Origin of the sequence: Antarctobacter heliothermus (assembly GCF_002237555.1) — a bacterium.
GTDB lineage: Bacteria > Pseudomonadota > Alphaproteobacteria > Rhodobacterales > Rhodobacteraceae > Antarctobacter > Antarctobacter heliothermus_B.
In genome coordinates this window covers 283871-310211 of the sequence record NZ_CP022541.1, presented here as the reverse complement: position 1 = coordinate 310211, position 26341 = coordinate 283871, and the positions used below count along the sequence as shown (strand labels likewise).

Below are 26341 nucleotides of genomic sequence, written 5' to 3'. Positions count from 1 at the left end.
CTGATTTACAGTCAGGAAAGGCACGATATGGGCATGCTGGAAGGAAAGGTTGCGCTGGTCACTGGCGGTGGCAGGGGAATCGGGCGCGGCATTGCGCTTTCGCTTGCGGCCAGTGGCGCGAAAGTGGTGGTCAATGACCTCGGCGCCGGCCTTGCCGGAGACGGCCGCGATTCCGGACCGGCTGAAGAAACGTTGGCCGCGATCAAGGCGCAGGGCGGCAAAGCTGTCATTAACGGCGGTTCGGTCGCCGATTACGATGCAGCAAACGCAATGATCGAACAGGCGCTTGATACCTTCGGCGGGCTCGACATCGTGGTGCATGCCGCCGGTGTTCTGCGCGACCGGATGATCTTCAACATGTCCGAGGAAGAATGGGACATCGTGAACGCCGTGCATCTCAAGGGTCTGTTCAACGTGCTGCGCCCTGCCACCGCGCGGATGCGTCAACAAAAGGGCGGACGAATCATCTCGCTGGCCTCGGGGTCGGCATACGGCGACGCCGGTCAGCCAAATTATTCAGCGGCCAAGGCCGGGATCATCGGGCTGAGCTATTCGACCGCCAATGCGATGGCGAAATACGGCGTGACCTCGAACGTGGTCCTGCCGACCGGCACGACACGAATGATCGATTCCAAACCGGAGTCAAAGAAAATTCATGACGAAACTGGCAAGTGGCCCAGCGAGCACGCCAAGGGCACGCCAAAAGATCCCGACAACGTCGCACCGCTGGTGACCTTTCTGGCCTCCGACCGGGCGGCTTCGGTCAATGGCCAAGTGTTCAGCTCATATGGTTTCGGCTACACACTGATCGAACCGCCGCGCACCCTCGCCCGGCTCGAAGGCGACACGGCCTGGACCCCGGAAGGTCTGGCGAACGCGTACGACAGCTATATGGCAGCAGACATGAAACCTCGCCCGGCCATGCCCTTTGCCCGCGACGTGGACGATCTGACACCCGAGGACTGGACCGAGATCGGCGAAAAACGCCGCTATTGGGTGCGCAAGGAGGACAGCAAATGAACGACGCAAGACAGGCCGCCGTTGTCGGTGTCGCGGAAAGCGACGATATCGGCATTGTGCCAGACAAATCCACACTTCAGCTTCAGGGGGAAGCGTCGCTCAATGCCCTGACCGATGCCGGATTGACCCTCAAGGACGTGGACGGGTTGTTCACGGCCGGTTTCCGAACCACCGAGGTAGCAGAATACCTGGGCATCCAGCCGCGCTATTTCGATGGCACCCATGTGGGTGGATCGTCCTTTGTGGTGCATCTGGGCCATGCGGCCGCGGCGATTGCATCTGGCCGCATCGAGGTCGCCCTGATCGTGCACGGCGAAAGCGGACGCTCCGGCATCGGCCTGCCCGCCTCCGGGTCCAGCCCGCAAGGCATGGAGGGCCAGTTCGAACACCCCTACGGCATGCCCGGCGCGCCGGGCGCCTATGCAATGGCTTGCGCCCGCCACATGCATCAGTATGGAACAACGCACGAACAGCTCGCGGAAATTGCCGTCGCCGCGCGCAAATGGGCGCAGTTGAACGAACGCGCCTTCAAACGCGATCCGTTGAGCATCGACGATGTAATGGCGTCGCCCATAATCAGCTGGCCGTTCCGCAAGCTGGATTGCTGCCTCGTGACCGATGCCGCGGGTGCCGTGGTCCTGACCAGTACCCAGCGCGCCAAAGACCTTGATGCGCGCGCCGTGCGGGTCATCGGTTGGGGCGAAGGACACGATCACCAGATCATCAGCCAAATGCCCGACCTGACCTCGGGGCCCGGCAGGATCTCCGGGCCGGACGCTTTTGCCATGGCTGGCGTCGCCCATGACGACATCGATGTCGCGCAAATCTACGACTCGTTCACCTACACCGTGCTGACCACTCTGGAAGACATCGGCTTTTGCAACAAGGGCGAAGGCGGCGATTTCGTCAGCGGGGGCCGGATTGCTCCGGGGGGCGATCTTGCCCTGAACACCAGCGGCGGCGGGCTATCCTATACGCATCCGGGCATGTTTGGCATTTTTACAATCATTGAATGTGTACGCCAGCTGCGCGGCAGTTTTTCCAGTCAGGGCCAGCGTCAGATCGAAAACGCCAAGATCGGGCTGGTCCACGGCACTGGTGGCAAACTTTCAGCAACGGGCACCGCCATTCTGGCGGTGGAGTGAACGATGACAGATTACACGAAACCCCTCCCAAAATCCGATCCCGTCACTGCACCGTTTTGGGACAGCCTGAGGCGCAAAGCGGTCGAGGTGCAATGCTGCGAAGACTGCAATCAGTTCCTGTTCTACCCCCGCGCGCACTGCCCCGCATGCGGGTCGCGCGCACTCACCTGGAAACCGGTTTCCGGGCGCGGCACCATCTATACGATGACGATCGTGGAAAAGACCGGCAACCGCAACTTCAAGCAGGACTGCCCCTACGTGGTCGCCTTGGTCGAGCTTGAGGAGGGCTGCCGCATGATGTCCAACATCATCGACGTCACCCCGGCCCCGCAGGATGTTCGCATCGGTATGCCGGTCGAGATCGTCTACGACGCTGTCACCGACGATGTGACCTTGCCAAAATTCCGCCCCGTTGCGGGCTGACCTTCCCTTTCAGGCTTCACAGGATATCCGGCCATGACCGAACTGACCAACCCTGTCATGCCCGGACTTGCGCCGGGTCTAGACGGTTTTTTTTCGCCCCGCAGCATCGCTGTGGTCGGCGCCTCTGAAAATTCGTATTGGGGGCGGAATGTGTTCCGCAACCTCACGGCCACCGGCTTTGCCGGCCGGGTCGTGCCGGTCAATCCCAAGCGCGAAACCGTATTTGGCCTGCCTTGCATCCGCACCCTGCGGGACCTGACGGAGCCTGTCGACCTTGTCTATATTGCGGCTCCCACAGATGCCGTGCCCGGCGTCCTGGAGGATGCAGCCAGCGTCGGGATCCGCCATGCGGTGATCATCGCCGCCGGCTTCGGCGAGGCCGGCGATCACGAACGTCAATCCGAGCTGACCAAATTTGCCGCCGCCCACGGCATCACCGTGCTAGGTCCGAATTGTCCAGGTTTCGTGAATGTCTCTGACGGGGTATCGGCCTATGGTCAGGATATTCCCGCAGGCACAAAGGCCGGCCCTGTCGCAGTGGTCCTTCAAAGCGGTGCCTTGGCCACGGTGATGTTCAAATTCGCCCGTGCCCACGGCATCGGACTGTCCAAACTCATCTGCATGGGAAACGAAGCCGTCACAGACACATCAGACGTCGTCGAATACCTGATCGCTGACAAGGACACGCGCGTCATCGCACTTTTCGTGGAACAGTTTCGCGACGGCGCGCGCTTTTTGGACCTTGCGCGGCGCGCTCTGCTCGCGGGCAAGGCGATTGTCGTGCTCAAGGCCGGGCGGACAGAGGCGGGGCAACGGTCTGCGCTGGCCCATACTGGCGCTGTGGCCGGCGACGAGGCCGTGGCCAATGCCGCGCTCAAACAGGCCGGTGTCGCCCGTGTGCGTAGCATCGAGGAACTGATCATCACCGCCGGGCTCTTCGCTAGCGGCGTCCAATTGAAGGGCCGCCGCATGGCCGCCGTCACCGCATCCGGCGGTGCCTGCGACATCATCGCGGACCGCGCTTCGGACGAAGGCATCGACATGCCGGAATTTTCGCCCGAGACTCAACAGGCGCTACGCGACTACCTGCCCGGCTTTGCAACTGTCCAAAACCCGCTGGACACGGCCGCGGTCGACACCGCCCGTAAGACCGGTACCGCCGCCGTTCCGATGGACGTGGTGGCCGAAATCGTCAGCCGCGATCCCGGCATCGACTTTGTTTTTTACCTCGGGTTCAACGTGGTCCCGCAGTTTGAACCAGAACCGACCGAGGCCAAAAAACAGACCGCGCGCATGGCGCACGTCCGCGACATGATGGACAGCGCGCCGGTACCGGTGTGCCCCGTCAGCCTGTCGTGCCTTGAAGTCGGACCTTTCGCCAGAACGCTTTTTGAGACCAACGGCATCTTCATTCTGGGCGGGATCGATCTAGGCCTAACCGCGATCGGCCACGCCATCCGTTGGAACACGGCACGCGACGCCGCCCGCGCTGTGGGGACTTTCGCAGCGCCACAGACGGGGCCCTATCTCACAGAAGGCCGCGACGGGCCTTGGTCCGAACATGCGGGCCGGGCAGTGCTGGAGGCCAGCGGCGTCCCGTTGGTTCCCGCCGTTCTCGTGCACAGCTCCGACGAGGCCGTCGCCGCGGCAGAGCAGCTCGGCTATCCGGTCGTACTGAAAATCTGTGCCGCAGAAATCGCCCATAAATCCGACATCGGCGGCGTCGCGCTGAACCTTGCAACGCCAGAAGCTGTGCGTTCCGCATACGAGTCCGTTGCTCAAGCAGGCCGAACCGCCGCTTGCACATCCGTCGAAGGCGTGCTGGTCAGCCCAATGCGCCCCCGAGGGGTCGAGCTCTACGCAGGCATCACCGTCGATCCGACCTTTGGGCCGACACTGGCCACCGGTCTAGGCGGAATATGGATCGAAACATTCAAAGATGTCGGTCTGCGCGTCCTGCCCTGCACTACATCCGACGTCGAAGACATGCTGCGCTCACTGCGTGCGAGCCCACTGCTGGACGGGGCGCGGGGCGGACCAAGGGTCGATATCCCTGCAGCAGCGCGAGCCATTCACGCCGTCGCGCAGGCCGCTCTGTCGCTAGGCCCGGATCTGCGTGCACTTGAGGTCAATCCGCTGTGGTGCCTCGACGACAAGGTCGAAGCCTTGGATGCATTGGTGATCACTGGCCGATAAACGCTATGACAGATTGATAAAAGGGCTGACGGTGCACTTTCGGCCCTTTTTTGCGTTCCTCGACATGACGCCCGAGCACTACGAAGCGATAGATGCCATGCACGAACTTGCCGTAGGGGATCGTGATGAACAAAGCCAAAACCACCCCCAGGTGCGGCCCCACCAGCATCGGCGTTCCGAGGGTGTTGTCACATTAACGGGCCTGAGGTTGCTGATTCATTGATCTCGTCTTAGGCGATGCCGATGCAGACAGAGATAATCAGCTACAAACGCCCTTGGTTTCCGCCCCGGATCATTGCTCATGTTGTCTGGCTCTGCGTCCGGTTCAACTTGAGCCTGCGCGAGGTCCAGGAGATGATGCTGGCACGTGGCGTGGACGTTTCGTATGAGACGATCCGGCGCTGGACCGTCAAGTTCGGCCCCCTGAGCGCCCACGTTCTTCGGCGACGGCAGCCGCGCCCCAGCGATATCTGGCACCTAGACGAAGTCGTCGTGAAGATCGCGGGCCGATCTTACTGGCTGTGGCGTGCCGTCGACCAACACGGCGTTGTTCTTAAGGAGATCCTGCAATCGAGACGAGACAAGCGCGCGGGGCATTGTCAGGTTGTTGAAGCCGCCTTGCCGTTGTAGCGCGAAACCATGTTAAATCTGTCTGATCTTTCCAGTCTGAAGGGCTTCCGTTTTCCGCGCTCGGTGATCGGTTACGCCGTCTGGGCTTACCACCGCTTTGCTCTTAGCCTTCGTGACGTTGAAGATCTTCTGGCGGCGCGGGGCATCACGGTTTCTTACGAAACGATCCGGGATTGGGTGGCGCGTTTCGGTGTCCAGTTTGCCGCAAAAGTCCGGCGGGATAGGCCGCATCCTTCGGACAAATGGCATCTCGATGAGGTCGTGGTGTCGATCAAAGGCAAGAAGATTTGGCTTTGGCGGGCGGTCGATGCAAACGGCAATGTTCTGGACATCCTGGTCCAACCCCGGCGCAACAAGGTGGCCGCGATGCGCTTTTTCAAGAAACTGTTCAAAACCTGGGGCCAGCCGCGCGTAATCATCACGGACAAGTTGCGGTCGTACGGTGCCGCGAAGGCAGACCTGGCTCCCGGTATCGAGCATCGCCAACACAAAGGGCTGAACAATCGCGCTGCGGCTTCGCACAGACATACAAGACGGCGAGAGAAAATAATGTGTCGGTTCAAGTCGCCCGGTCAGATACAGCGGTTCCTGTCGGTCCATGATCAAACCGCCGCTCTGTTTCGCCCAAAACGTCATCTCCTTTCCGCAAGATCATACCGCCACGCTCGCAGCGATGCCTTCGCCCTGTGGGCCGACTACACTTGCGAACTGACGGCCTAGACAGGCCATGAACGCACTGCCTCACTTCTACGCCAATCATTGTAGCTGGTTCGCCGCCCGTGGATTCAGGTTCAACCAGTACCTCGTATGGCGTCGATTTCCAGTTCGGCTGAGCGCACCTTTCTCGACTAGATCCTGCAGATCGCGGGTTGCGGTTGCACGTGAAGTTCCGGTGATCTTGAGATAGTTGTCGGCGCTGAGGCCGCCTTTGAAACCGCCAGGGCCTTCCCGAAACATTCGAGCGATGGCCTTGGCCTGGCGTTCGTTCAAGTGGTCTCTGTGACGATCGTAGAAGTGCGCCTTGCTGATGAAGAAGCCGACGCGGTCGAGTGTTGCCTGTTGGGCCTTCAAGACAACTTCCGCGAACCAGACGAGCCAATCGGTCACTTGAAGCGTTTTTTGATGCTGCTCGAGCTGGTCGTAGTATGCCTTGCGCTCCTTCTCGATGGTGAAGGCGAGCGAGATGAGGGTCGGCTGGCCAATGTTCTGCGCCAGCGACTTTTCAGCGAGGGCGCGACCCAAGCGGCCGTTGCCGTCTTCGAATGGGTGGATGCTCTCGAAATAGAGATGGCTTAGCCCTGCGCGCGTCAGCGCTGGAAGCGGCTCTGCTCCCCCCGGCCCAGTCTTGTTGAACCAATCCGCGTATTGCTCCATCTCAGGCATGACCCGCTCTGAGGGAGGCGCTTCGAAATGGATCGTGGGCCGGTCGAGGCGGCCGGAAACGATTTGCATCGCCTCGGCGTGGCGTCGGTAGGCCCCGATGGTTTCCAACCGACGGTCATGGGACAGGAGCATCCGATGCCAGCGGTACAGTGTCTCATGGGTCAGCGGCTCTGCAAAACTGGAGTAGACGTCGACCATCATTTCCGCGACGCCCTGTTCGCGCGGTTTGGCAGGGTAGCTGTCCGGATCGAGGCCTAGATGGCGGCGCAGCGAGGACTGGACACTGAGCCGGTCGAGGATTTCACCCTCGATGGCGCTCGTTTGCATCGCTTCCTCGATGAGCAGTTCGATGCGGAGTTGCTCGCGCTCCGGCTGGCTGACATGATGGACCGCGCCGCGGATTTCTCCGGACGACAGCAGGAACGTCTGCTCAAACGGCTCCAAAGTGGAGGCGTCATACCGGAAATCCGGCCAACCGGGCAGCGTCCAGTTCCAAGCCATGAGTTATAGACGTCCTTTCTATACCTCATATTTTGATCACTTCTGAGGCATATAAGTCAACTCTATCGCTCAAAGGATCTGCGGGATGGGATGACACACAAACCGACGCGAGGCCTTGAGCTAGGCCTTTTCAAGGTGCGTCAGATCTTGCTGACGCGGTCCGGGGGTCTTCGGATCGACAGGGTTTTGTTCCCGAGAAAATCTCCCCTGGGGACGGTTACAGGTCGGTGCCGTTAAGTTGGCAATGCCACCTTTGGTGTTCCGGAAAGACCAGTTTGCTTTTCTGCCACGTGAGACATGGTCCATGATTCATGGAAGCATGGACCCAAGAAAGGCAGCGCATGCACTTGAGAAGCGGGTGTTCTTGTCATTCGGTGACGGCCGGAACATGATGGTAAAAGCGCCGACCGGGTCAGGAATGTCGCGCGGATACAAAGTACATCTGAGTATCCTTGACTGGAATCCGTCGGAAATGTCGGAAAGTCGGAAAATGGTTTCCTTGTTGGTATGATTCTTACCTGCCTCGGTTATCCCGCCGGGACGATACAAAATGGACGAGCTATGGGTGAATCTGGTGTCCGGGCGGTTTGAATGACGGCGGTGCATCTGGTTGGTTTGTTGTTGCAACACAAGCCACCAACCAAAGGAGCACCACCATCATGGACGAGACTACCATCGTCGAATTTTCAGGTCGAGACGCTGTCACGGACCCTCTGACTGATCTTCTGCGAAAAGGGGCTCGGGAACTTCTCCAGGCCGCTGTTGAAGCTGAGAGGGATACTTTTCTGGCTGAATTTGCCGAGCGCCGGACATCTGACGACCGCGCGGCGGTTGTGCGCAGCGGGTATCACCCTGAGCGGGCCGTGCAGACGGGGATCGGGCCGGTCACGGTGAAAGTGCCGAAGGTGCGCGCGAAGGACGGCAAGCCGGTGACGTTCCGCTCGGCACTTGTGCCGCCCTATGTCCGAAAGGCCAAATCCATCGACGCCGCGCTGCCCTGGCTGTATTTGAAGGGCATCTCAACGGGTGAGATGGGCGCGGCTCTGAAGATGCTCCTCGGCCCGGATGCCACCGGGTTCTCGGCGAAAACGGTCTCACGGCTGAAAGCGCAATGGGCGGATGGTATCTACAGCGGGTTGCGCGGAACCGATGACCGGCTTTGTGTATTGGTTGTCATTGGCGTTAACGCACGAGGTGAAAAGCATTTTCTCGCCATCAAGGACGGCGTTCGGGAAAGCACGCAGAGTTGGCGCGAGGTGTTGTTGTCCTTGAAAAGCCGCGGCCTTGCCTCCCCCAAACTGGCCACCGGCGACGGGGCCATGGGGTTCTGGGCGGCGCTGGAAGAGATTTGTCCTGCCACGCGTCAACAGCGCTGTTGGATGCACAAGACTGGCAATGTGTTGAATTACCTGCCCAAGCGAACCCAGCCCAAAGCCAAGAAGATGTTGCACGACATTTGGCAGGCCGAGACACGCGAGGATGCGCATGCCGCCTTCGATCTGTTCATCGAAACCTTCGAAGCGAAATATCCCAAGGCCACCGAATGCCTGATCAAGGACAGGGAGGAGCTTCTCACCTTCTACGATTTCCCGGCTCAGCACTGGCAGAGCATCCGGACGTCAAACCCGATCGAAAGCGCCTTCGCCACGATCCGACACCGAACCAAGCGCACCAAAGGGTGCCTCAGCCGCGACGGCATGCTGCACATGATGTTCAAGCTCGGCCAATGTGCTGAGAAAAGCTGGCGCAAACTGCGCGGCTTCGATCATCTCGCGGACGTCATTGAAGGCGTCGACTTCGTCAACGGCATCAAGTCATCAAACCAGGATCAAGCCGCCGCATGATGATCGCTTGGACACCAGATTTGACAGTAGCTCAAATGGACTGCCCCTTTTGCCCATCTCTGGTCGCGGGCGGCGCCTCAAATTCAATAAGAAACGCAAAAGTGTCGGATATGTCGGAAAAGTCGGAATGAGGCCGTCCGGCGGGCCTGTCCGGATCTATGGGGGAGTTGGGCTTTGTTGCGACGCTCGCTGGTTTCATCATCCGCGCTGAAGCCTCCGTCCCGCTTGGGACAGGCCCTTTGGGAAAAGCAGGCTCGCTTCATCGCCAAGATGCCGGGGAAAGCGTAGCGGAAACCCCCGCATCAAACTGTCCAGCTTCCGGGGATCGGATCAGGGCGCAGGTCAGAAACCACGCATGCAATCAGTGCAATAAAACTGCAATTGCTAGCTACAATTGCGGTGCCAATCCGAGAACGCGGCATCATAAAAAAACAGTAGCAAATTGGCGCAAGCGAGACATTAGAAGATCGCAAAATCGGCGCCTGAGGGGGGTTATCCACAAAAAACTTTCAAAAAAAATTGAGAAAAAGTTTTGAAATCCCTCCGCTTCTGCATTTTTGGACCTATGTCCCCTTCTCAACCGGAAACCGTGGTGAATGTGAATTTTGGATAATGTTGAAATAATTCGACAGACACAACGTTTACCACAACCATCAAGATAGGAGACTCATATGCCAACAAAAACGACATCCGAAATATTGACGCCGCCTGCAGGCTTCGATGTGAACAACGATGGCGTCTATGCCTATATCAATCCCAAGAAAGGGTCACCAGTCTGGGAAAGGATAAGTGACTGGATTTGTGTTCGGGCAATCACACGGGACATTTACGGGCAGAACCATGGACGTCTGTGTGAATTCGTCACGATTGATTCTCAAAGGCGCGAAATCATCATTGAAGCCAAGAGGTTTGCGACGGGCGGCACTGCAATTATCGCAGAGCTTCTAAGCCTCGGCTTTACGATTGAACAAACGCCAGGGGCCGCCAAGCAACTCATATCACTGCTCTCGCAATGGATCCCCGAAAAGCGCATTACGACCACCGAAAAGCTCGGCTGGTTAAAGCAGGATGCCTTCGTCCTGCCGAGCACAAAAGTGATCGGCAGCCCGTTGGTTAAATTCACTGGAGACAAGGACCTCAATGCTAAATCTTCATGTGGGACACTGGAGGGATGGAGAGAGAACGTGGCAAGTCTTGCTGTCGGGAACGCGCCCATGATCGTTGCCATCTCCGCAGGATTTTCCGGCCCTTTGATGGAGCCTTTGGGTCTTGAAAGTGGTGGGATTCACTTTTGGGGAGGCTCGTCCTGCGGGAAAAGCACTTTACTGCGCACCGCGGCCTCTATTTGGAGTTCACCGAACGAGATTGCGTCGTGGCGAAGTACAGATACCGCATTTGAAACGCAGGCAAAGAATGCGAATGGTATGGTCTTGTGTATCGATGAGATGGGCCAAGCCAGCGCACAAGTTGTGGGCGAGACCATCTATATGTTGGGAAATAATCGTGGCAAGGCGCGCGGGAGAGCAAATGGCAAATCGACACCAATAACCAGCTGGCACTTGCCAGTCTTGTCGACAGGTGAGATTTGCGTTGCAACAAAATTGGCTGAGGGGAACAAGAAGGTTCAAGCAGGGCAACATGTCCGCCTACTTGGCATACGCGTCGATGAATATGAGCATGGTGCGTTCGATGAGCTGCATGACAAACAGAGCGGACGCTTGTTAAGCGAATACCTGACAGCGGGAACCAAAACCCATTACGGGGTGGCGGGACCAGAGTTTCTTCGAAAATTCTTCTTGAACGTTCCAGCCCGACTGGAGTTTGCAGACACTCTCATCCAGCGTTTTCATCGAGTAGCGGAAAAAGCTCATTCCGGAAGCGGGATAGGTGTTGAAGGCCGTGCCCGCACACGTTTCGCTGCTATTGCGGCGGCAGGTGAATTCGCGACCAGATTTGGACTCACCGGTTGGTCAACGTACACAGCCACTTCGGCTTGCCTCGAGCTGTTTGGCAAGTGGCTGTCGGAGCAGCAAGATGAGGATAGTCCTGAGGCGTTGCATCGATGTATTCGAGGTTTTCTAATGAACAATGCCGAGCAAATTCAATCACTGGATGCGGGTGGGCAATATGTTGAACAACCGCTCGCCTGGGAAAAGAATGGATATCTTTTCCTCACGCGCGAAATCTGGGATCAGATCTTCGATCGTCATGACCCGCAACTGGTTGCACGTATTCTGCGGGCCTATGGGAGCCTTGAACCCGGGGACGGCCGAAATATCCTTAGCAAAATGCCCACAGGTGCCGGGGCGAACCGCGGATACAAAGTGTCATTGTCGGGCTTTCAGGAATAGCCGTCGGAAAATGGTTCGAGATTCAGTCAAGCGCAGTTTCTGCGCTTTTCTGCTTTTTGAAGGGCCGCCCGGACGGCGCGTTCGAGCGTTGTCTGACGTCAGCGCCTATGGGTCCCAATAGGGCAGTTTGCCAAGCGACGGTTTGCGCTCATCGTAGCCCGAAGTGATCCTTGATCCCGCTGCCGGCGTTCGCTCCAACGCCGTTCAGGAACGACCCCTGACAACGATCACACCGGTATATGCCACGAGACGGCGGAGCATTTGCGCTTCCCTCCGCCGGGCAGGGATCTTTTGGAGAAAATTCCTGCCGTTGCTCCAACGAGCTGGAGTTATGAAGTGACCAAAGCGGTTATGATCGTGACCAAAGCGGCCAAATGCGCGGAATTTCCCGGCCAAACCGGCTCATCCCGCCCGCAAGGGATCGCGAAGTTTCTTCATAACTCGTCCCGCGGCCCGATTATGACAAACCATTCAATAATGGACGAACCGGGATTTCAGACAATGATTGACTTTCCATACAGGCTGGATTGGGGGGAGCCGTTGCTGTCCGGAGTTTTGGGTTCCCTGTTTTCGATCTCTGTTTCAGAGGGGTCTCTCATCGCGTCCTCCAACAGCTGGTCCAGCGCTTGCCCTTCGATCTCGCGCTGTTCAAACAGGGTGTCCGCGATTTTGGTCAGGGCTGCTCGGTTTTCTGAGAGCAGAGTGATGGCGTCCTTCTCTGCTGTCTTGAGGCGGGCGGTCGCTCTCCGGGCCACATCCCGCGTGACGTCATAGGAGCGCGGGGGATGACGGATATCGTGCCAGAGATGTGTGACCTCGCCAAAGGCGAATTGCGCCTCGGCTTGTAGGGCTAGTCGAGTGGCCTGGGCGAGATCGCTGTCCGGGCCAGAGCCGGCACCATCTGAGACGGATTGGCACAAAATTTGCTCGGCGGCACGGCCCGCGAGAAGCATGACGAGGTCGGCATGGAGGGTCACATCGGTGTGCATCATCCGGTGGGGGCGCAGAACGGCGCCGCCTTGTGGGGTGACCCGCGCGAGGGCGACCGGGGGCGAGCCAAGCCGGTGACCGGCGAGCAAATGTCCAGCTTCGTGCACGGCGATCCGACGCAGAAGGCTGTCGTCAGGGCGCGGCAGGTAGAGGTTCGCGGCCCGCAGCAAGAGCTGATCGGTGAGGTCACTTTTTAGTTCACGGGCCAGAGTGCGGGCTTTGCGAATGAAGTCATCAATCTCTGCCCCCGTTGCGCCGATCATGCGCTCGGCAATCTGGCGCAGCTGAGAGGCGTCGGTGGTCTCGCCGAGCTTGGCTTGCAAGAATGTCGTGATCGCGGTGATGTCGAGCGGCTTGATGGCAATGTGACGATCAAAGCGGCCAGCGCGCAGGACGGCCTCATCCACGATGTCAGGGTGGTTTGTGGCCCCGACAAGGATGACGCCTTCGCAAGCATTCAGTCTGTCGATCTGCGTAAGGAGCCCGGTGACCACGCCAAGGATGTAGCCGTTGGCGTGGACGTCACCGCCGCGGGCATAAAAGGCGTCGATCTCATCAATAAAGAGCACCGAAGGCGCGCTGTTGATGGCCTCGCTGACGGCCTTGTCGAGGGCGCGCAGCATATCGCCTTGGTGTCCCGCTTTTTGACACTCCGCATAGCTTGTCTTGATAAGCGGCAGTTTGGCACTGTTGGCGAAGGCGGTCGGCAGAAGGGTTTTGCCACAACCCGGGGGGCCAAAAAGCAGCAGGCTTGATGTGACTTGGTCCCAGGCCACCTCGCCCGCTTGCCAACTCATGACATCCTCTTGCAGCTGGGCGAATGCCGCTATGGCGTCCGTCTGCCCGAAGACATCGGTCAGGCTGGGCCCCGTTTGATGCGGGGCCGTGGTGGCAAAACGCGACAAACGCTCGGCGACCCCAAGAGCGGTCTCGGCTTGGAATGCCATGATGAGTTTCAATGTCTCCAGGCGACCAAGCTCTTCGGAACGCGGCAATGTCGCCTGTAGTGCTTCCGTTACCCGAGGACTGCAGGGCGTATGGCTGAGAGACAAAACGGCGAGGATCATCTCGCGGCTAAGGGGCGCGAGATGCGGGCCGTGGCCGACGAGGTCCTGCAGTTGAGGCGAGACCAGCTGTCCCGGGGAGGTGAGCATCAAGACGGTATGACCTTCGTGCAGCAAGGTACGCAGGTGACGCTCTGCCAGCGCGATGACGGTTTTGCCTGTGTCGACCTCCGGCGCGCGCCATACCTTGGGGCTGCGGCTCGCAGCAAAAGCGACAGGGTAAAGAGCTCGGGCCGCGATCTCGACGAACTCGCCCATCTCATGGTCTCGCACAGTAAGGCAGACTGGCGGCCTGTCCCGCAGTTGATCCGGCAAGGAGCGATCTTCAAAGGTTTTGGCAAGTTGCAGGATCGCGAGGGCCTGCATGCAATGTGCGCCATTGACCGCGTCGGGTGCCGGCGGATCGATCAGCGGGACGTCATCGGTGTCCTGCTTCCTCTCAGACCAGCCGGGCACATCATCATCGACGTGGCTCATCCGCTCAAACAGGTCGCTGACTGTGAGGGCTTGCTCGAGCAAGTACGTTTTGGCGGCGGCAAAGCCGTGAAGTTTGCTGAACTGGGTCATGGCAGACCTCCAATGAATGTCCGGGGAATGGGGCGCGGGGCTAGATCAGGCTGCGGATTGCTGCTGCTCGATCTCGTCAAGAAGACGCTGCAACTTTGGCAAAAGCGCAGGGCTATAGATCTCACTCGAGACGTTGATCAGGCCGACATAGCGTTCCGGTGGCACAACACATTCCGGAAACCTGCGCCGCAAACGCGCATGCGCTGACTTTTCAAGGCGACAGGCCGCGTGTCCGGTCTTGATCGCAACGGTGCGCAGAACGTCCGACTTTGCGGATTTAGGCAGGCTCAGCTGATGGCGCAGGCGCTTGTCCGGGCGACCGGAATAGCCAAACTTCACGCAGTCCAACCCCTTGTCCGGGATCCGAATGCGGAACAGGTAGAGAAAAGAGGGCTTCGAACTCCAGCTCTCGCCGCAGCCTGCACAATCACATTGTCCGAACTTCATGTTCGCCCGCGCGATGCGTTGGTCGTGCCCACAGCTGTGACGATAGAGCCGGTAGTTATCATTCCCGTCTGGGTCCGGACCCTGCCATTCCCAGCCACGCGCCTCGGCCTCCGCCCTTTCTTTGTCCTGCAGGCATATCTCGCAGCGCACCTGGCATACCCCGTCAGCAACACGGTCGATGAACTCGCGTTGGCGGCGAATGCGGTGACCGCAAGCCGCGCGGTAGAAGGCGTATTGATGATCCGCCGGATCCCGCTCGATAAATTCGAGCCCGATGGTGTCGGCGAGAGTGCTCCGTTTTTGGCTGGCGCAGTCTTCGCAACGGATTCTGGCGGTCCTCAGCGCAAAGACACGTTGCGCCGTCAGGCCACCGCAGCTGAGACACTCCAGGGCCAGATGGTTTTTGTCCCTGACCCGGGCATGAATGCGGAAGCCTTTTGACCGGGCGATATCTTCCCATTCCGGGAGCGGTTGCCCCGGGTAGCGAACTTGCCAAACCTTGGGGTCATGGTGCTGAGAGCGGCGATGGATATGCAGATCGCGGCCTTCAAAATCGACGACGGGATGCAAGACGCGGTTCAGTTGGTGTGAAGCTACGGGCATGGCAGATGACCTCTCGAAACTGCAAAAGTTGGCCCGCTGGCCAAAACCGGCCACCGGTGAAGACGCGGCGCAGAAAACCCGCGCCGCCGTTTGGTCGTGTTCAAAAAGGGGAAGTGTTTAGAACGAGAGCCCCGGCTCCAGCTCTTCAAACGCATCATCAAGCGCGAGATAGCTCTCAAGCCGATCCAACGCGGCGACCGACATCGTCAGCGCCTGCAGCTCGTCAGTGAGGCGCCCGTGAAGCGACCGGGCTTGCGTCCGCAGGGCGACCACGTCCTCAATGTCATCGGATGTCATGATGGTTTGAAAGGCGGCTGCGATTTCAAAGAACAGCCTCTCGTGGCCGGTTGCATTCGGGCCCAGCTCTGTGTGCAGATATTCGACCTGATCGAGAGATGTCTGGCGCGCGGCCTCAGCCTCCCGGATCCAATGATCCAAGGCGGGATCCTGTCCGCTGTACCCGGTAACATCCGCTTCGCTGGAAATCAGCGTCGGCAGAGTTGCGAGAAAGCGTGCAAATGCGTCGTGAGACGATTGGGAAGAACGGCGCGCCGCATTGATCACACCCGACTGGGTGCTTAGATTGTTGATAGCCATGTCGTTGACCTTATCCGTCAGCGTTTTGGTCAGGGCGGGAGGAGAGGTGCGAACTCTCTTTTCGTCCGCTTATTCGAACGCCCCGGTGACCGGTATCTACGATATTGGAATCGCGATTCTGGGTTTCAATGTGCGATTCGAAATTAATTCCGATATTGTCAAGAAAAATGTATCCGAAGCTTTGCGGCGCGTATTTACGCCAACTCCCTCCCCCCAAAAAAAGACCCGAACAGGCCCGCCAAACGGCCTCGCTCCGACTTTTCCGACATATCCGACACTTTTACGCGTCTCATTGAATTTGTAGCGCCCCCCCGCGACCAGAGATGGCCAAGAGGGGCGGTCCATTTTGTATTACCCCGGCGGGATACCCGAGGCGGGTAAGGATCATACCAACAAGGAAACCATTTTCCGACTTTCCGACAATTCCGACGGATTCTAGTCAAGGATACTCAGATGTACTTTGTATCCGCGCGACATTCCTGACCCGGTCGGCGCTTTTGCCATCATGTTTCGGCCGTCAATCCTGCTCATGAGTTGGAGCCTCCGGCAAACACGGCGCGGTTCATGGCGGCAGATGGGTCATACGGCACCGGCCCGTTCCTGGCTTCTGAAGTGCGAAGTCACACCGCATGTGCCGGTGCTGGATCGCCAACATCAGACCAAGGGCAAGTACGACCTCAGCCATTTCCAATATGATAGCGAGCGTGACAGCTATACCTGCTTAGAAGGCCACGAAATGCCGTTGCGCCGGATCAGAAAGGAGGGTCGGATCAAGAGCTACTTCGCCGGGAAAGACACTTGCGGCACATCCCCGATCAAGAAGGCCTGTACAGATGCACCTTTCCAAACTGTCACCCGCCACATGGACGAGGAAGCGCGCCAGACAGTCCGCGAACTGCGCGATACGGCGTCCTGTGACGAGAGCAGACGACGACGAAAGAAAGTCGAGATGTTATTCGCCCACCTGAAACGACATCTCGGCGTCAAACGCCTCCGGCTCCGAGGCCTCAAAGGAGCCAACGAAGAATTCCTCCTCGCCGCCACCGCCCAGAACCTAAAACGTCTTGCCAAAATGGTCCCCTGTTAGGTGTTTGATCCCACGGTTTGATGGTGTGATCCTTTCGAGGGAATGGAAAGAAGCATTATGGGACAAGTTCGTCACGGGAGCGCCACGACCACGTACGCCGTCAGAGCTGCAATACAGCGATCGCAAGCTTCGCTCTCGGAATTGAGCCAAGAACTCGGCATCAATCCCAAGACAGTCGCGAAGTGGCGCAAGCGTGCGACGGTTGAGGATTTGAAGCCTGGACCGAAAGAACCTCGTTCTACCGTTCTCACGGAAGCGGAAGAGGCAATGATCGTCGCATTCCGGCGGCACGCTGCTGCCGCTGGACGATTGTCTCTATGCTCTTCAGCCATCAATTCCGCATTTGACGCGGTCGGCACTACATCGGTGCCTTCAGCGGCATGGCATCTCGCGCCTGCCGGACATCGAGGGCGACAAGCCAAAGCGGCAGCGGTTCAAGCGATACCCTATCGGCTTCTTTCATATCGACATCGCGGAGGTTCAGACGGCGGAGGGCAAGCTCTACCTCTTCGTGGGTATTGACCGCACCAGCAAATTCGCAGTCACCCAACTCGTGGACAAGGCAGATCGTAAGACCGCATGGGAGTTCCTCGAATACCTACTCAAGGCCATCCCCTATCGCATCCACACGATCCTCACTGACAACGGTATCCAGTTCGCCGAGCAGCCCCGCAACCGGAACACAGCATATTCACGGCAGATGCGGTTCGACATGATCTGTGCGGCAAATGAGATCGAGCACCGACTGACCAAGCCAAACCATCCGTGGACCAATGGCCAGGTCGAACGAATGAACCGCACCATCAAGGAGGCGACCGTCAAACGCTTCCACTACGAAAACCACGACCAGTTGCGAACACACCTTGCCGACTTCATGGCAGCCTACAACTTCGCACGAAGACTGAAGACCCTAAGCGGCCTCACGCCCTACGAATACATCTGCAAAATCTGGACTTCAGAGCCAGATCGGTTCATCGTTAATCCGATCCACCAGATGCCGGGACTAAACACCTAGTGAACCGCGTCGGGTTTGCCGGAGGTTGATTTGTCAGTTCAGGTCCAGATTTCTGAACCCAACGATAGACAGTTGACCGATCAGCCGTGATCTCACGCTCGGCTAGAAGAACACAGCTGCGCCACTTCAGACGTCCAGCCGGACCCCCTCCCGATGAACAATAAAACTGATGGTGTTCACGGTATCGCGCGCGCCTTCAAAATCCGTCAGCCGCGCGACAAGAAGATCCGCGTGCAGGCCAGAACGTCGCCGCAGGAGAAAAACCGTGATCGGGTCCTCTGCTGCATCGGGGGCATCGTCAGGCAAGATTGCAAGAATGTCGAAGTCGCTGTTGGCGTGGTGATCGCCGCGCGCCCTGCTGCCAAACAACCAGACTTGAACCGCACTCAACTCCGATTGGCAAAGAACCACAAGCCGATCGAGGTCAGCATGTTGCGCGCGGAGCTCGGCCCCCTTTGACACCATTTTCATTTCTTTCGCTTTATCGGCTTGCAATTGCACCCTTATATTACCTCACCACCGAAAGATCCGACATCCGTGTCGTATAGCGTGAGCTACGGTGATCTGCTCGCAGTTGCCACGGGCGCTTCTTCCCTCACTCGCCAACGCCATCGTCTTTTTTCCCGAACCGGTCATTCACCGATTGAGGCTCGCCATAAGCGCTGCAGATTTTGGTCGTGCGACATCAAACAGGTTTCTCGGTCGATCTTCGAACCGGAGAATGCCAGCTCTCGTAAATCCGAAAACCCATACTGAGCTTTTGTGTATTGAAGCGGGTGCGCCTTACCGTGGTTTACCGAACCTCTTTCGAGGTGCGCAGCTACAGCATCCTGCTCGACCCAAGGATCACGCAGTAAGTCCCGCCACCTGAAGCTATCAGAGACAATAGTGTGGGGGCCATCCAATAACAAGCGCGGTCTAGTCCTGCCGACCATCTGCGGCACTCGCCTGCAACGTGCGAACGGGCATCTCGTGTTTGTCTTGCCGGACTGGTAGTCAATGAGCTCCGCATTCCATTTTTACGACCCGAACCTCCACCAGTTGCCGCAAACGCTACGCTGAGCATCCTGCAAAAAGGGAAGAGTGAACACGGAACATTCGACGGAAGAAGGGCATGCCTTGGCACCCCCTTCCCATTGCATCTGCCAAGCATTAGCTCGTTTCAAGCTCCAGAAAATGACGCCCCCCCGCGCAGCGAAGTCGGCGGGCGGAACATCAAGTGCAGCCGCCAGCGCAACGAGAGCCTCGACATCAGGAACAACCGCGAGCCCTTCGACCAGTCCGACATACCACTCCGGGTCTATCCCTGATCCTTTCATGTCCGAGAGACCGGCAAGCTCGGCCGTTCGCGTCACCGCCGTTGGGAACGGAATGGATAAATCGGCAAGCGTCTCGCGGATCGCGATACGGTGTCGATCAGGGGATGGATCGGTGGCGTTCGGGATGAACCCGCGGCGGCGACTTAACCATTGCAGAGCATCGTTCGCCGAAAGCTTATAGGACGACCTGTCCTCGCCCACGGTATCCGGCTGCTCCAGCCGGAACCCTTCCTTGCTTAGAGAGGAGCGCACGGTCGTTGCCGCCTACCCTCCCGACCGGTCGAACGAGTGGAATAACATTTCGGCAAGAGAAAGCCGGGAACCTTTCCGAACTTGCAGCATCCAACGTCATGAGCACCCAAGGAATGGCGCTGCTCATGACACTGAAAACACTGAAAGGAAAATTGAATGTTAAGATTCTGTATGCTCGGCGCGACGTTGTTGACCATGTCCGCAGGCCTCGCGTTTGCGCACGATACTGAAGCTCTTAAAGAATCGCCTCCGGGCGATCCTTACGTGCAGGTCAGCGACGTGTTGCCGCTCCCCGAATTCCTGCCGGGTCTCGGCACCCTGTTCGTTGTGCCGGACACGCTGCCGGCCGGTCCGTTCCTGGCCTATGACCACGACGGCAAGCTGTCCGCGACGGTTTACATGACACCGCTGGAAGCACTCTCGAACGGCACGGCCTACAATGACCTGCACGTCGGCTTGCATGAGGTCACGTCGGTGGACGTCTATTACAATGCGGGCCATCCGGGTGTAGACGAACCGCACGCCCACATCGTGCTTTATCACGATGCCGACGCCAAGGGACGGTTGGCGCAATGATCCTCGCACGCCGAAGGATCTTGGCATTGGGGGGTGGCATCCTTGCCACTCTCTCGATGCCCGCAATCGTGCGTGCCGGTCGGGTAGAAGTGATTGAAATGCGCGGCACCGCGCGCGGTGAGGGCGTCTGGTTTCGGCCTCATGGCCTTGCGGTCGAAGCAAACACGACCATCCGCTTCGTCAACCGCGATCCGGGCAATAGCCATACCGCCACGGCCTATCATCCCGATAACTTTGATCGCACCCGCCGTATTCCGAAGGCCGCGCGCCCCTGGGACAGCGACTTTCTTCTGCCGGATGAAAACTTCGAGGTGACGTTCACGGTGCCGGGCGTCTACGATTACTACTGTATCCCGCATGAGATGGCGGGCATGGTCGGGCGCATCGTGGTGGGAAATCCGGGTGACACAGGCTGGGAAGGGCCCAGCTCCGACACCGAAGACGTGTCGCCCGAGGTTCTGGGGAACCTTCCGGCGGTCGAGGATATCCTCAACCGTGGACGGATCGAACAGGAGGATAGCGCTTGACCGCCCAGCTACGCCATCAAGGCATTGCACCTACGGGGCCAGCCACCCCAGAGGCCGAGCTTGTGACAAGTGCGAAAGGCGGGGACGAAGCCGCCGTGCGCGAGTTGATCCGGCGCATGAATCCGCGTCTGTTTCGAATTGCGCGCGGCATCGTCGCAAGCGATGCTGACGCCGAGGAAGTGGTGCAGGAAACCTATCTGAAGGCTTTTACCAAACTCGATAACTTTCGCGCCGAGGCCCGGTTTTCCACCTGGATCACCCGCATCGCCATCAATACGGCAAGGATGCATCTCCGGCGCGTTCGGCCACAGGAGGAATATGATACTGTGACCGAAGATCAAAAGGCCTCCGACTCCATCCTCGCATTTCCAGGCCAGCACCCCAACAGGCCGGAGGCCGCACTTGGACGGGCGCAGGTGCGCGCCTTTCTCGAAAGCGCTGTAGCACATCTGCCGCCGGATTTACGCCTGCCATTTCTGATGCGAGAGGTCGAGAACATGAGCATTCTCGCCATCGCCCACGATCTGTCGCTCAACCCGATCACCGTCAAGACACGCCTGTTCCGCGCACGTCGTCGCCTGCGCATCGCGCTTGAAGAGCGCACCCAGGGTGGCTTCGACGCGATCTTCCCGTTCGATGGTGCGCGTTGTGCTGATCTGGCAGATCGGGTCGTGGCAAAACTTAAAGCCGATTTGCGTTTATGATTCGACTGGTCGATATCGTCATAGTCTCTCTCTTATGCGGACGATGCTCCCACATGACGACGGCGGCGGTCGACCGCAGGGATGTCACGGTGTCAAACTTGTTGACCGGTCTTATCTCTCATGCTGATTTTCGCCAAACCCGACATGTGCGCGTAGTACAGTGAAAACCTGCTTCGTCCCGCGTAGCTGCCGGATGGCCCGATGGAACGAAGGTCTGTTGTGCAACACATACGGACAGAACTCAGACGTTTCTGTCACCGGCGGAATCGACTGTTTTTGTCCAGGATGCCACGCGTGGACGAACTCTTCGACGATACTGTTCGGAGGCATGATTAGTTTAGCGAATGGATTTTCAAGTGAAGGCTTTCTACTGAAAAGATTGAGTGTGACGAAATCGATGGATTCAAGAATTTTTCTAGCAACTGTATTTCTCAGGCGGCCTGATTGGACCATTTGAGACGAGATTTGCAAAGCGCGTTTGCGATTGTGACGAGCTTGCGGGCGACGGCTGTGATGACAACCTTGTGTGGTTTTCCGGCGGCACGAAGACGGTCGGCGAAGGTTTTCAGGAGCCGGATGTGATGGCTGGCGACGAGCGCCGCCTGGAACATCACGTGTCGTAATAGTCGGCGGCCGCCTCCGATGGCGCGCTTGCCGCGCATGGCACCACTGTCATGTGCGATCGGAGCCAGGCCCGCCAGCGCGGCGGCCTGCTCACCCGAGAGTTGGCCGAGTTCGGGCATCTCGGCGATCAGCATAGTGCTGGCGACGGGGCCGATCCCGGGAACGGAACGCAGGATGTCGGCAGTTCTCGCCAATTCATCATCCGAGGCCAGGGTCTGCTCGATCCGCACCTCCAACCCTGCAATCTGGCGATCAAGAAGGTCTTTCAACTCGGCGTTCATGGCATCAAACATATCCGCCGATCCCAGCTTCCCATGCGCCTTGATCTGCGCCAGAAGCCGTTTGCGTGTCTCGACTAACTGCCCACGCTTTGACGCCAAAGCCCTGAGAAGACGCAGCTTTTCATGTGGCAGTACGCGTCCCGCATCCGGGCGAAACATCATGAACCGCGCGATGAGCTCTGCGTCGATCCGGTCCGTTTTGGCCCGTGTGCCCCGGCTGGCGGCGAATGCTTTGATCTGGGCGGGTGGCAATTGCCGGGTTGCGATTCCGCAAACATCCAGGGCGGACCATAGCCGCCATTCCTGACCGCCAGTGGCCTCGAAGCAAACCAGCGCACCCAGTTCAAGAGCGAGTTGAGCGACTTGCTCGTGACCCTCAGTCTTGTTCGGCAGCCGCGCGCGCTTGCCTTCTGGCAGACAGTGAATATCCAACCAATCCCGGCTGACATCTATACCGATGATCCTTGCCTGTGATATTTTGCTCATACTCTCTTCCTTCTGCTCCGCGGTCCTGATCGGCCGCATTCAACTGTTCGAGACGATGAAGAGAGACGGTGCTGGCTCGCTAGGAAACGTGGTCAACGCCACAAGGCTCAGACGCCAAACACCGTCCCGTCACCGGCCTCGGCCAAGGTCGGTGACGGGATCAGGATAGCAAACCGGAGATACAGAAGGCTCAGGACCCATTGATTTCGGCTGGCGGGCATGATTCAGTGTTCGGAAAACGAGTGGTGACATGTCTGATCTCTTCTGACTGAGCGACGCGCAGATGGCGCGTCTGGAACCGCCATTGCCAACTTAGCGGCACCTACCTGTAATGGGCCTCAGGGGTGATTTTTTCAGGCGGTCATTTCAAGCGCAAATCGGTCCCACAGGTCGAAGGCATCTGACCTTGCGTGGCGGTATGAGACGGTGGGGGATTGCCAACTTGACAGCAGCAGCATGAGGCGGCCGCTAGGGGTGTTTGTGTCAGGCGGTCATTTCGAGCGCATAGTTGTGCCACAGGCCGAAGGCAACGGATCTTGCATGGCGGTATGAGGCGGTGGAGAGGCGAAAGCGACAAGGTCTGAAAATTGTATTGATTTGATCGTGGGCCGCGAGGAACCTTTGCGCCTGCCGGATCGATTTGAACCGGCCCTTGACCTTCTCTCGCTTCCGGATTGGTCGGTGTGACCCTTCTATGCGGTTGGTGAGCCCTTTATGTGCCCGGTGATCGGCTTCAGGCGCGAGAGCACGGATCGGTTTGATGTAACTGCGCAATTTGTCAGTCACGACGACACACGGCTTGCCATAGCAGGCGATCAGCCGGGCAAGTAAGCGATTGGCGGCTTTGGCATTTCGGCGTGGTTGCACAAGGATATCCAGCACATCCCCATTCGCGTCCACCGCTCGCCACAACCACTGCTTCATGCCGTTGATCGGAACGACGACTTCGTCTAGGTGCCATTTGTCTGCAGCGGTGGGACAGTCACGCTTGATGCAATCGTCGAAATGCGGTCAGATCGATTCACCCATTTGCGCACGGTTTCCCGGCTGACGGTTACACCGCGTTCAGCCAGCAGGTTTTCGACGTCCGCCGTGCTGAGCGCGAAGCGATGATAGGCCCAAACGGCAAAGGCCACGACTTCACGAGGAAAACGATAGCCTTTCAGGCGTGGCATCTCAGCTGGTACCATCATGCCAAAGCGCTAGACGCCCCCAGGGGCTTCAGCAAGTTGGCAATGCCCTCCAATACCGTGCGCCCTGGTTCAACCCGCGAGGCGACGGCTCAGGCGGTTGTCACCTTAGGATGCAGGGTGACGCGGGCGCCGATCTCGACCCGGTCGTACAGGTCCTTGACGTGCTCGTTAGTCAGCCGCGCGCAGCCATTCGATACGGCGCTGCCGATGGTTGAGGGCGCGTTGGTGCCGTGGATGCGCAGGTAGGTGTCACGCCCTTGATCATCATACAGGTACAGCGCCCGCGCGCCCAGTGGGTTGTTCGGACCGCCCTTCATGCCATTCTTGTACTTGGCGTATTTCCCCGGATCGCGGCGGATCATCGACTGGGTCGGGCGCCACCACGGCCACTTGGCCTTGCGCGCAACGGTGAAGACTCCGGTCTCGTACAACCCCTTGCGCCCGACGCCCACGCCATAGCGGATCGCCGCCCCGTCCAGTCCCATCAGGAACAGGTGGAATTCGTCTGGCACGACATGGACTTCCCCGGGCAGCCAGTCCGTGCGGCCGGTCTGGACGGCCGTGGGGTTGAAGTGATCGGGCAGCGTGACTTTGTGCGCCAGCGCCAACCGGGGCGTGGTCAGTGCCGCCGTCCCGGCGACGAGCAAGGATCGACGTGTGAATTGGCTCATGGGCGCTCCTTTTCTGTGCCCTTCCAGAACACGAGTGCGCCGCTTGAAAGGGGAGTCACACTTGCGTGAGGGCCTCGCGCGCGACCGGTTTGTTCCCGGAAAACCACGAATTTTCCGCGATCCCGGCGGGCTGCGGAACTTTCCAGCGCTGGAAGGTCGTTTGCCTAATTAACCTTTATCGAAGGGAGCCCAGACTATGCACTACACACGATTCCTCTTGATGATCGGCACATCGACCATAGTGATGTTCGTCCTGATGTATCTGAATACCTACCTAATGGGACATGTCTTCTTTTCCGAGACGCGCGCCTACATGGCGGTGCTGATGGGGGCGGTGATGGCCTTTGTCATGCTGTCCTTCATGCTGGGCATGTATGCCAACCGGGCGGCGAACATCGCGATCTTCGTCGGCTCGGTGCTCGTCTTTGCGCTTAGCCTTTGGCTGGTGCGCGGCCAGGCGACGGTGCAGGACCGGTCCTTCATGCGGGCGATGATCCCGCATCACTCCATCGCGATCATGACTTCCTCGCGGGCCGAGATCACCGACCCGCGCGTGGCGAAACTGGTTAAGGCCATTGTCTATGCGCAGGACAAGGAGATCGCCGAGATGCGCTATCTGATCGCGGACATTTCCGCCAATGGCGAGACCGCGCCGAACGGTGAAACCTCCGCGCCAGAGGTGGTCGATGCAGCACAGGCCCTGTCAACCGAGGTGATCGCCACGGTCGATCCCGAATTCCTGACCGGGGCAGACATCGCCACGGCCCTGCCCGAAGGCGCCACCTGCCGCTTTACCTATACCGCCTCCAGCCCTGCCGTTCTGGCGGTGGGCAGCGACGCGGCGGTGATGAAGATTAGCAGCGACCTCGTGCGGCTCGATCGGCAGTCTGACCGCTTTGCAGCCGATCCGCTGAGCGCCGAGATCCGCCAAGGTGGTGACCTGTTCGATCTGATCGTCACAGCCGGGCCGGATTACATCGCCGGGTTCCGCGGCCATTATACCTGCGAAGGCGGCCAATGATGCGCAAGGATACGCAAACCACCACCCTCTATCGCATGGTCATGCCAGACCACCTCGGCCCCTTTCGGTTGATGTCAAAGGACCTGCTGGAACGTCAGGGTTATTCCGTCGATGACCACCACCTGGAAACACGCAAGCAAACCGACGCTTTCAAGGAAGAGCACGGAGTCGAAACCACGCCGCAGGCCTTCATCGACGGAGAACGCATCGGTGGCTATGACGAACTGCGCATGCGCCGGAGGGTCGTCAAATGTGCCCTTGGGGTTTGCGCCGCTGACCGAGAAGCTGATGATGCTCGCAATGGGTCTGCGGACAGGCGACAAGACGTTGAGAAGGTGACGCACGGAAAAGTGCCTTTTTTCAGTCTCCTGACCGGCCGACAAGGCAAATCGTGATCGCACGCTTTGGTTACTTGCCGAGTGCCAATTTCTCGCATATGCCATTTAGGCATGTCGTACTGGATTCGGATCTTTCTTGTGACGCTTCAGGTCATTGCCATTTTGTTGGCTGTGTCACTCACACCGTCAAATGCGTCTGCGATGATCCTCTGTGACACGCATGATGCGCCGATTGAACAAGCTCACGATCAAGCCGGTCATGCGGCGGACCAAGCAGTCGACAACGTTTCGGATCATTGTGCATCGCACATCTGCGTCCTTGGCGACATCGGCTCAGCCGATGCTGAGTTGCCGTTTGACGTCCAATTGTCTGTCCGATCCTGGGACATGGTCTCTCTCGTCATCACTGCAATTCCCGAAGGTTTGCAGCGCCCCCCACGTGCCTGATGCAGCCCCGCCGCGGCTTTTCGCCCGCGGATAACTGCA

The 26341-nt window shown here is 58.6% G+C and carries 22 protein-coding genes and 6 pseudogenes; 16 read left to right on the top strand and 12 right to left on the bottom strand.

What is annotated here, in order from left to right:
- Positions 1-33: 33 nt before the first annotated feature.
- Genes ANTHELSMS3_RS24065 through ANTHELSMS3_RS24050 form a run of 4 tightly spaced genes read left to right on the top strand, consistent with a single transcriptional unit; the run spans position 34 to position 4784 of the window.
- Complete coding sequence (locus tag ANTHELSMS3_RS24065; RefSeq protein WP_254694959.1) at positions 34-1020, top strand: SDR family NAD(P)-dependent oxidoreductase; 987 nt, start codon at positions 34-36, stop codon at positions 1018-1020.
- A complete protein-coding gene (locus ANTHELSMS3_RS24060) occupies positions 1017-2165 on the top strand; it encodes an acetyl-CoA acetyltransferase (protein ID WP_094037540.1) in 1149 nt (382 codons plus the stop codon). The genes ANTHELSMS3_RS24065 and ANTHELSMS3_RS24060 overlap by 4 nt, the downstream gene beginning before the upstream one ends.
- A 3-nt stretch (positions 2166-2168) precedes the next feature.
- Positions 2169-2588, top strand: a complete 420-nt coding sequence (locus tag ANTHELSMS3_RS24055; RefSeq protein ID WP_094037539.1) for a Zn-ribbon domain-containing OB-fold protein — start codon at positions 2169-2171, stop codon at positions 2586-2588.
- A 33-nt stretch (positions 2589-2621) separates the two neighbouring features.
- Positions 2622-4784: an acetate--CoA ligase family protein gene (locus ANTHELSMS3_RS24050; protein ID WP_094037538.1), complete on the top strand. Its 2163-nt coding sequence runs from the start codon at positions 2622-2624 to the stop codon at positions 4782-4784.
- Here the strand turns inward: ANTHELSMS3_RS24050 and ANTHELSMS3_RS24045 are convergent.
- A pseudogene (locus ANTHELSMS3_RS24045) lies at positions 4771-4950 on the bottom strand (hypothetical protein); the annotation flags it as partial. The gene ANTHELSMS3_RS24050 and the pseudogene ANTHELSMS3_RS24045 overlap by 14 nt on opposite strands.
- Before the next feature lie 77 nt (positions 4951-5027).
- Here ANTHELSMS3_RS24045 and ANTHELSMS3_RS24040 point away from each other — a divergent pair.
- Positions 5028-5375, top strand: a pseudogene (locus tag ANTHELSMS3_RS24040) (IS6 family transposase); the annotation flags it as partial.
- Between the two features lie 48 nt (positions 5376-5423).
- The gene (locus ANTHELSMS3_RS24035) at positions 5424-6134 is read left to right on the top strand and encodes an IS6 family transposase (RefSeq protein WP_094037536.1); all 711 of its coding nucleotides are present in this window, start codon (positions 5424-5426) and stop codon (positions 6132-6134) included.
- A 36-nt stretch (positions 6135-6170) separates the two neighbouring features.
- On the opposite strand, the gene ANTHELSMS3_RS24030 is transcribed toward ANTHELSMS3_RS24035, so the two are convergent.
- Positions 6171-7298: a Fic family protein gene (locus ANTHELSMS3_RS24030; RefSeq protein WP_094037535.1), complete on the bottom strand. Its 1128-nt coding sequence runs from the start codon at positions 7296-7298 to the stop codon at positions 6171-6173.
- Positions 7299-7957: 659 nt separating this feature from the next.
- Here ANTHELSMS3_RS24030 and ANTHELSMS3_RS24025 point away from each other — a divergent pair.
- Together ANTHELSMS3_RS24025 and ANTHELSMS3_RS24020 are read left to right on the top strand one after the other, a co-directional pair.
- Positions 7958-9142: an IS256 family transposase gene (locus tag ANTHELSMS3_RS24025; RefSeq protein ID WP_094037609.1), complete on the top strand. Its 1185-nt coding sequence runs from the start codon at positions 7958-7960 to the stop codon at positions 9140-9142.
- A gap of 671 nt (positions 9143-9813) precedes the next feature.
- Complete coding sequence (locus ANTHELSMS3_RS24020; protein WP_094037534.1) at positions 9814-11493, top strand: DUF927 domain-containing protein; 1680 nt, start codon at positions 9814-9816, stop codon at positions 11491-11493.
- 494 nt (positions 11494-11987) lie between these two features.
- Here the strand turns inward: ANTHELSMS3_RS24020 and ANTHELSMS3_RS24015 are convergent, their stop codons facing one another.
- The 3 genes from ANTHELSMS3_RS24015 to ANTHELSMS3_RS24005 form a co-directional block, all read right to left on the bottom strand.
- Complete coding sequence (locus ANTHELSMS3_RS24015) at positions 11988-14114, bottom strand: AAA family ATPase (RefSeq protein ID WP_094037533.1); 2127 nt, start codon at positions 14112-14114, stop codon at positions 11988-11990.
- Positions 14115-14159: 45 nt separating this feature from the next.
- Positions 14160-15131 carry a GIY-YIG nuclease family protein gene (locus tag ANTHELSMS3_RS25860; protein WP_198319965.1) on the bottom strand — a complete coding sequence of 324 codons (972 nt, stop codon included), beginning with the start codon at positions 15129-15131 and terminating at the stop codon, positions 14160-14162.
- Between the two features lie 150 nt (positions 15132-15281).
- Positions 15282-15761 carry a hypothetical protein gene (locus ANTHELSMS3_RS24005; RefSeq protein ID WP_094037532.1) on the bottom strand — a complete coding sequence of 160 codons (480 nt, stop codon included), beginning with the start codon at positions 15759-15761 and terminating at the stop codon, positions 15282-15284.
- A gap of 460 nt (positions 15762-16221) precedes the next feature.
- Here ANTHELSMS3_RS24005 and ANTHELSMS3_RS24000 point away from each other — a divergent pair, with 460 nt between their 5' ends.
- On the top strand, positions 16222-16848 hold the full coding sequence (locus ANTHELSMS3_RS24000; protein ID WP_157733645.1) for a transposase: 627 nt from the start codon (positions 16222-16224) through the stop codon (positions 16846-16848).
- A 57-nt stretch (positions 16849-16905) separates the two neighbouring features.
- A pseudogene (locus ANTHELSMS3_RS23995) lies at positions 16906-17863 on the top strand (IS481 family transposase).
- 25 nt (positions 17864-17888) lie between these two features.
- Here the strand turns inward: ANTHELSMS3_RS23995 and ANTHELSMS3_RS26645 are convergent.
- The 4 genes and pseudogenes from ANTHELSMS3_RS26645 to ANTHELSMS3_RS23980 all read right to left on the bottom strand — a co-directional run.
- Positions 17889-17972: pseudogene (locus tag ANTHELSMS3_RS26645) on the bottom strand (IS6 family transposase); the annotation flags it as partial.
- 17 nt (positions 17973-17989) lie between these two features.
- Positions 17990-18364, bottom strand: a complete 375-nt coding sequence (locus ANTHELSMS3_RS23990; protein ID WP_157733644.1) for a nucleotidyltransferase domain-containing protein — start codon at positions 18362-18364, stop codon at positions 17990-17992.
- Positions 18365-18371: 7 nt separating this feature from the next.
- Positions 18372-18437, bottom strand: coding sequence for a DUF4113 domain-containing protein (locus ANTHELSMS3_RS26185; RefSeq protein ID WP_254694978.1), 66 nt, complete (start codon positions 18435-18437; stop codon positions 18372-18374).
- A gap of 445 nt (positions 18438-18882) precedes the next feature.
- Positions 18883-19434 carry a hypothetical protein gene (locus ANTHELSMS3_RS23980; protein WP_094037530.1) on the bottom strand — a complete coding sequence of 184 codons (552 nt, stop codon included), beginning with the start codon at positions 19432-19434 and terminating at the stop codon, positions 18883-18885.
- A 171-nt stretch (positions 19435-19605) separates the two neighbouring features.
- Here ANTHELSMS3_RS23980 and ANTHELSMS3_RS23975 point away from each other — a divergent pair, with 171 nt between their 5' ends.
- From ANTHELSMS3_RS23975 to ANTHELSMS3_RS23965, 3 genes are read left to right on the top strand one after another with little or no spacing between them, the layout of a single operon-like run.
- Positions 19606-20010 (top strand): hypothetical protein, encoded by a 405-nt coding sequence (locus tag ANTHELSMS3_RS23975; protein WP_254694958.1) that lies wholly within the window; start codon positions 19606-19608, stop codon positions 20008-20010.
- Positions 20007-20537: a plastocyanin/azurin family copper-binding protein gene (locus ANTHELSMS3_RS23970; RefSeq protein WP_094037528.1), complete on the top strand. Its 531-nt coding sequence runs from the start codon at positions 20007-20009 to the stop codon at positions 20535-20537. The genes ANTHELSMS3_RS23975 and ANTHELSMS3_RS23970 overlap by 4 nt, the downstream gene beginning before the upstream one ends.
- On the top strand, positions 20534-21241 hold the full coding sequence (locus ANTHELSMS3_RS23965; protein WP_094037527.1) for an RNA polymerase sigma factor: 708 nt from the start codon (positions 20534-20536) through the stop codon (positions 21239-21241). Before ANTHELSMS3_RS23970 ends, ANTHELSMS3_RS23965 begins: the two co-directional genes overlap by 4 nt.
- 431 nt (positions 21242-21672) lie before the next feature.
- On the opposite strand, the gene ANTHELSMS3_RS23960 is transcribed toward ANTHELSMS3_RS23965, so the two are convergent.
- The 3 genes and pseudogenes from ANTHELSMS3_RS23960 to ANTHELSMS3_RS23950 all read right to left on the bottom strand — a co-directional run bounded on the left by ANTHELSMS3_RS23960 (position 21673) and on the right by ANTHELSMS3_RS23950 (position 24496).
- Entirely contained in the window at positions 21673-22671 is a 999-nt protein-coding gene (locus ANTHELSMS3_RS23960; RefSeq protein WP_254694957.1) for an IS110 family transposase, read from the bottom strand.
- 444 nt (positions 22672-23115) lie between these two features.
- A pseudogene (locus ANTHELSMS3_RS23955) lies at positions 23116-23825 on the bottom strand (IS6 family transposase).
- Between the two features lie 89 nt (positions 23826-23914).
- Positions 23915-24496, bottom strand: a complete 582-nt coding sequence (locus ANTHELSMS3_RS23950) for a L,D-transpeptidase (protein ID WP_094037525.1) — start codon at positions 24494-24496, stop codon at positions 23915-23917.
- Positions 24497-24692: 196 nt separating this feature from the next.
- On the opposite strand from ANTHELSMS3_RS23950, the gene ANTHELSMS3_RS23945 reads away from it, so the two are divergent.
- From ANTHELSMS3_RS23945 to ANTHELSMS3_RS23935, 3 genes and pseudogenes are all read left to right on the top strand, one after another.
- Positions 24693-25517, top strand: coding sequence for a DUF305 domain-containing protein (locus tag ANTHELSMS3_RS23945; RefSeq protein ID WP_198319964.1), 825 nt, complete (start codon positions 24693-24695; stop codon positions 25515-25517).
- Positions 25517-25750, top strand: a pseudogene (locus ANTHELSMS3_RS23940) (glutaredoxin); the annotation flags it as partial. The gene ANTHELSMS3_RS23945 and the pseudogene ANTHELSMS3_RS23940, both read left to right, overlap by 1 nt.
- A 216-nt stretch (positions 25751-25966) precedes the next feature.
- Entirely contained in the window at positions 25967-26302 is a 336-nt protein-coding gene (locus ANTHELSMS3_RS23935) for a hypothetical protein (protein ID WP_094037524.1), read from the top strand.
- Positions 26303-26341 lie beyond the last annotated feature (39 nt).